At 46.3% G+C, this 5328-nt stretch carries 2 protein-coding genes; both read left to right on the forward strand.

Annotation, left to right across the window (positions count from 1 at the left end; genetic code table 11):
* Positions 1-2457: CARDB domain-containing protein (locus tag LC574_RS24885; RefSeq protein WP_229456223.1), on the forward strand; the 2457-nt coding region annotated here is incomplete at its 5' end.
* Entirely contained in the window at positions 2436-5216 is a 2781-nt protein-coding gene (locus LC574_RS24890) for a hypothetical protein (protein WP_229456224.1), read from the forward strand. The genes LC574_RS24885 and LC574_RS24890, both read left to right, overlap by 22 nt.
* The last annotated feature ends 112 nt before the right edge of the window (positions 5217-5328 follow it).

Below are 5328 nucleotides of genomic sequence, written 5' to 3' on the forward strand. Positions count from 1 at the left end.
ATCTACAGCAACAATAACAGCCAAGTCTCCAATGCAGTTCAAGTAACTTTCACCCCTCCAAGCGACCTCGTAGTTACAAACGTCACCTCGCCCACCACAGCGAAATCTGGTAACAAAATTGACATTTCCTGGACAGTAGCAAACTCCGGTACAGGTGATGCTACTAGCGGTTGGGTGGATGAGGTATTCCTCAAACAGGTAGATTCTGGGGGACAATTAATTTCATTGGGAACGTTTAGATATGGTAACGGTCTTCAAGCAGGTAAATTCTACACACGTTCTGAACAGTTTACCCTGCCCTCCACCCTGCAAGGACTGTACGAAGTTGAAGTTAAGACTAATGCTGACAATTCATTGTACGAATCCACCGCTACAGGTAACAACACCAACAGCACAACTCCCAATAATCTCCTGGTCAGCTTAACTCCCCGTCCTGACCTACAAGTAAAATCAATTATTGCACCCACTACCGCGAATGCTGGTGGCACAATCTCTCTGGAATTTATCGTTACCAATCAAGGTACTGTTGGCACCATCACCCCCAACTGGCAAGATAAAGTTTATTTGTCTTTGGATGACAAAATTAGCTACGATGATTTGTCCTTGGGTAGCTTTAGCAATGCAACTGCCTTGGGAACTCTTGAAAGCTACCGCACCCTTGCCAATACCTTAGTGATTCCCAAGTATTTCCGGGGTGAAGCTTACTTGATTGTTGCCACAGATGTCAACGCACAAGTAGACGAATATCCCCAAGAATCGAACAACATCAAGGCAGTCAAGTTAAATATCAATTCTCTGCCACCTGCCGACTTGGTTACAAGTCAAGTGATAGCTCCCACACTCGCATTTGAAGGTTCCAAGATTAAAGTTCGTTACACCGTCACTAACTCCGGTATTGGTGAAACCGACCGCGATAGTTGGACTGACACTATCTGGTTAACCCGCGATAAAAATCGAACAGCAGCAACTAATGTCACCAGTACACCTGCTGACTTAATTGTCACTTCTGTCAAGACCTTGCCGCAAAACTTCTCCGGGGAACGCACCACAGTTGAGTGGACGGTACAGAACGTCGGCGCAGATATCTGGTCAGGAACACGCTACTGGTACGATGAAATTTGGGTTTCCCCTGACCCCACCTTCATTGCTGATAGAGCAACTAAAGTTGGATTTGTCCCCTACAGTTCCCTTTCTCCATTACGCACAGGTGAAACTTACACCCAAAAGCAAGATATTATCCTACCTGCGGGAATTAATGGCGAATACTATATTTACGTAAGTACCGATTACAGCTACGATTATAATACCAGACGATTCCGAGGTGAAATTCCCAATAGCGGTGGTGACAACAATTCCTATAGTGGCAGCTTTGAATATCGTGTATTTGAAAACCCGACAAATAACGGGAGCAAAGAACTCATTGGTGTAACTTATCGAGAACCAGATTTACAGGTTAGTAATTTAATAGTTCCAGAAATACCGCCAACTTCCAGTCAAACAATTACTGTAAACTGGACTGTCAGCAACACAGGTACCCGCGACACTAGAGAAAATTCCTGGTACGACCGCATTTATCTCTCCCGTGACGAGTCTTTAGACTTAAATGACACATTACTGCGAGAGTTTGCTCATCGCGGCAGCCTACAGCAAGGACAATCTTACACACAAACAGGTGAAATTACTCTCCCTGATGGTGTTGATGGTGATTTCTATTTATTAGTATTTACTGACTCAAACGTTGGTAGTAGAGGCCGCAACCTTTTCGTTGAAAGCAACTCGACTTTTGCTCGTGTACCTGAATTCCAGGATGAAGGCAACAACATTACTGCCAAGCCTTTGACGGTCGGCTTACAGCCCCCACCAGATTTGCAAGTAACTTCAGTTATTATCCCAGAACGCAGCACTACCGGACAAAGCTTTAATCTGAAGTACACAGTCACTAATAAAGGGACTGGCGATACACCTACTAGACAAAATCGTTGGAATGATTTAATTTACCTCTCAAGAGATGAATTCTTAGATAACATCAGCGATCGCTATTTAGGATATGTAGAACATACTGGCGGCTTAAGTACTGGTAGCAGCTACACAATTAACAAAACTCTACAGTTGCCCAACGACCTTGTTGGTTCTTACTACGTTTTTGTAATTACTGATGCACCACAAAACAACGGACGCGATATCGTATTTGAAGGCACTAAAGAAAGCAACAATGCATCTTCCAGTATCCAACCCTTGATTCTAGAACTGCCACCGCCAGCAGATTTACAGGTAGACGAAATAAGCGTCCCCAGCAATGCTAAATCAGGCGAACAGATACAAATTAGCTGGAAAGTCACAAACTACGGCGACAACCCGGCTAGCGGAGAGTGGAGTGATGCAGTTTACTTATCAACAGATGCAGTTTGGGATATCAATGACCGAATAATTGGCGAGTGTCCCACAATGGTAACTTAGCAAAGAATGCTGACTACACTTCAACCCTGACAGCAAATCTGCCACCAGCAATTCCAGGACAATATCGCATCATTGTTAGACCCGATATCTTCAATTCTGTTTACGAAGCCGAGAATGAGTCAAACAACCGCACTACATCTGCTAACCCGCTCAACGTTACCGTTGAGCAGTTACAGTTAGGTGTAGCGAAAGAAACAACCCTCAGTACTGGACAGGAGAGGCTATTTGAAATTAACCTCCAAGCAGGTCAAACCCTGCGCGTCAACGCCAGTTCTGCTGCAAGCCTTGCTGCCAACGAGGTGTTCGTCCGCTTCGGGCAAGCACCCACAAGTATTGTATATGATGCTGCATACACAGGGGTATTAGGGCCAAATCAATCAGTCATCATTCCCACCACTAAAACTGGGACTTACTATGTACTAGTGCGCGGTTATGCAGAACCCAGCAATAACACGCCCCTGTCCTTGTTAGCAGATGTCCTACCCTTTGAAATTACTGATGTCGTTACCGACCGAGGTGGAGATAGCCGCTACGTAACCACCAATATTATAGGCGCACAGTTCCAGCCAGGAGCAATTGTGAAACTGGTACGTCCTGGAATTGCCGAATACAACCCAGTCAGATACCAGGTCATTGACAGTACGAAAATTACTGCCATCTTCGACCTCACAGATGCACCCCACGGTCTTTACGATGTTAAAGTCATCAACCCAGATGGTCGAGTGGCAATTGTTCCCTACCGCTACTTAGTTGAACGGGCAATTGAACAAGATGTCACCATCGGGTTGGGTGGCCCAAGCATCCTCGCACCTGGAGATACAGCAACTTACGGTGTCTCAGTCCAAAGTTTAACTAATATCGACACCCCCTACGTACATTTTGCTATCGGCACTCCTGAGTTGGGAACAAACACAGAAGTCTTCAATCTTCCCTACACGGAGTTTAGCTCAAATCTGCGCGGCAACCCAGAAGGCGTTTTGCAAGATGTGCCTTGGGCCAGTCTCATCTCCGATATCAATACCAATGGCGAAATCTTAGCACCAGGTTATGTCCTCGACCTCCCGAACGCCGGATTTGTTGGTCGCACATTTAACGTTCAAACTTACCCTGGACTCCAAGATGAACTGGCCAAAGACCCCACAGGTTTAGAAGGACTGCCAGACGATACAATTGCTTTCCGTTTCCACATTTTAGCGACAGCAACGGCAATGACTCGTGCTGAATTTGTTCAAGAACAAACTACTTCAGCACTGCGGCTGCGAAATGCTATCCTACTTGACCCAACAGCTTCGGTTGCGCTGACTGTGCTAGCTGCGGATGCTAACACTTGGACAAACGCATATTTAGCAGCCTTAGAACAAGCTGGATTATTACGCCCTGAAAACCAAGCACCGCCAATTCGGGAAAATCCCCAAGTAATTAGCTTGATGGCGACACTCGCCACTGGTTTACTGCTGGGGCCTGCGGGAAATCAAATTATCTCTAGTAACAATTTAGTCAACTTCTTTGAGCAAGTCCGCAAATGGTATGGTAATAATCCCAGTTTAAGAGAACAAGAATCGGCTGTTGACCTCAAACAATACGATTTAGGTCTGTCGCAAAAAACCCACGCCCAATCTTTCAACGTCTACGTTCCTTTTGGGGATGCTAGGGTTGAACTACCCCAAGGTGTTGCTGTACCACCTCCCAGCTTTGGTAGCTTCTTCAACAGTGCTGTCACTACCAGCAATCTCGCTACCCTAACCGGCCCCTTGGGCTATGGGATGGAAAATATCATCCCTGTGGGTACAGCACTCCCCTACACAATTCGCTTTGAAAATGCCGCTGCTGCTGACAGTAATGTTGGAGAAGTGCGGATTGTTACCAAACTTGATGATGACCTCAATCCGCGTACCTTCCAATTAGGTTCTCTGCGCCTGGGCGATATTCAGATTCACATTCCTACAGGACGTGGCACTTTCTCTGGGGATTTTGATTTTACCAGCAGCAAAGGCTTTATTTTACGGGTAAGCGCTGGCTTAGATGTAATTTCTAACACTGCTACTTGGTTAATCCAAGCAATTGACCCGAATACTGGGGAAGTGGTGCAAAACCGCGATATTGGTTTATTGCCACCCAATAAAGCCAACGGTGTTGGCAGTGCCTTTGTCAGCTACACCATTCTCCCCAAAACTGGTAGTGCGACTGGAACAGAAATTACCAGCGCTGCCAGAGTAATTTACAATACCGCTGCCCCCTTAGACACGGCAGAAGTCACCAACATTATTGATGGTACTGCCCCAACAACTGTACTCAGCGCTACACCATTAGTTGCAGGTGGTTCTGATTATTTGGTGAAGTGGACAGCAACTGATGATGCAGCTGGTTCTGGAATTAAGCACGTAACTGTTTATGTCGCTGAAGATGGCGGCGATTTCCAGATTTGGCAGCAGCAAACCACCTCAACGAGTGGTGTTTATGTTGGTCGTAGCGGACATAGCTATGAGTTTTTGGCACTGGCTACTGACAATGCAGGCAATAAAGAACAACCATCATTAGGAATTAGCGCCCCCAATGATGGTTCTGCGGTTAACTTAGGGACTTTACCCACAGTTGAGAAAACGACTCAACCTCAGTTGGGTGCGCCACCTCTACCCCAACCGCAACCATCAACAAATCAACTATTCTTAGAAGCAAAACTTGGCATTCCATCTGCCACACCCACAAGCCCATCTGAGTTTAGCAGTGTTTTGCGTCCCTTCATTGCGCAGTCACTTTGACGGTTAACCGGTCACCATTGCGGCATTTCTCCGTGGAGATGGTCTGCTGGAAGGCCAGCAATGAATTGGGCACCACCGCAGACGGCAACTTTGCAGCACAACCCGAGGTCCC

Source organism: Nostoc sp. CHAB 5715 (assembly GCF_020829685.1).
Lineage (GTDB): Bacteria > Cyanobacteriota > Cyanobacteriia > Cyanobacteriales > Nostocaceae > Nostoc.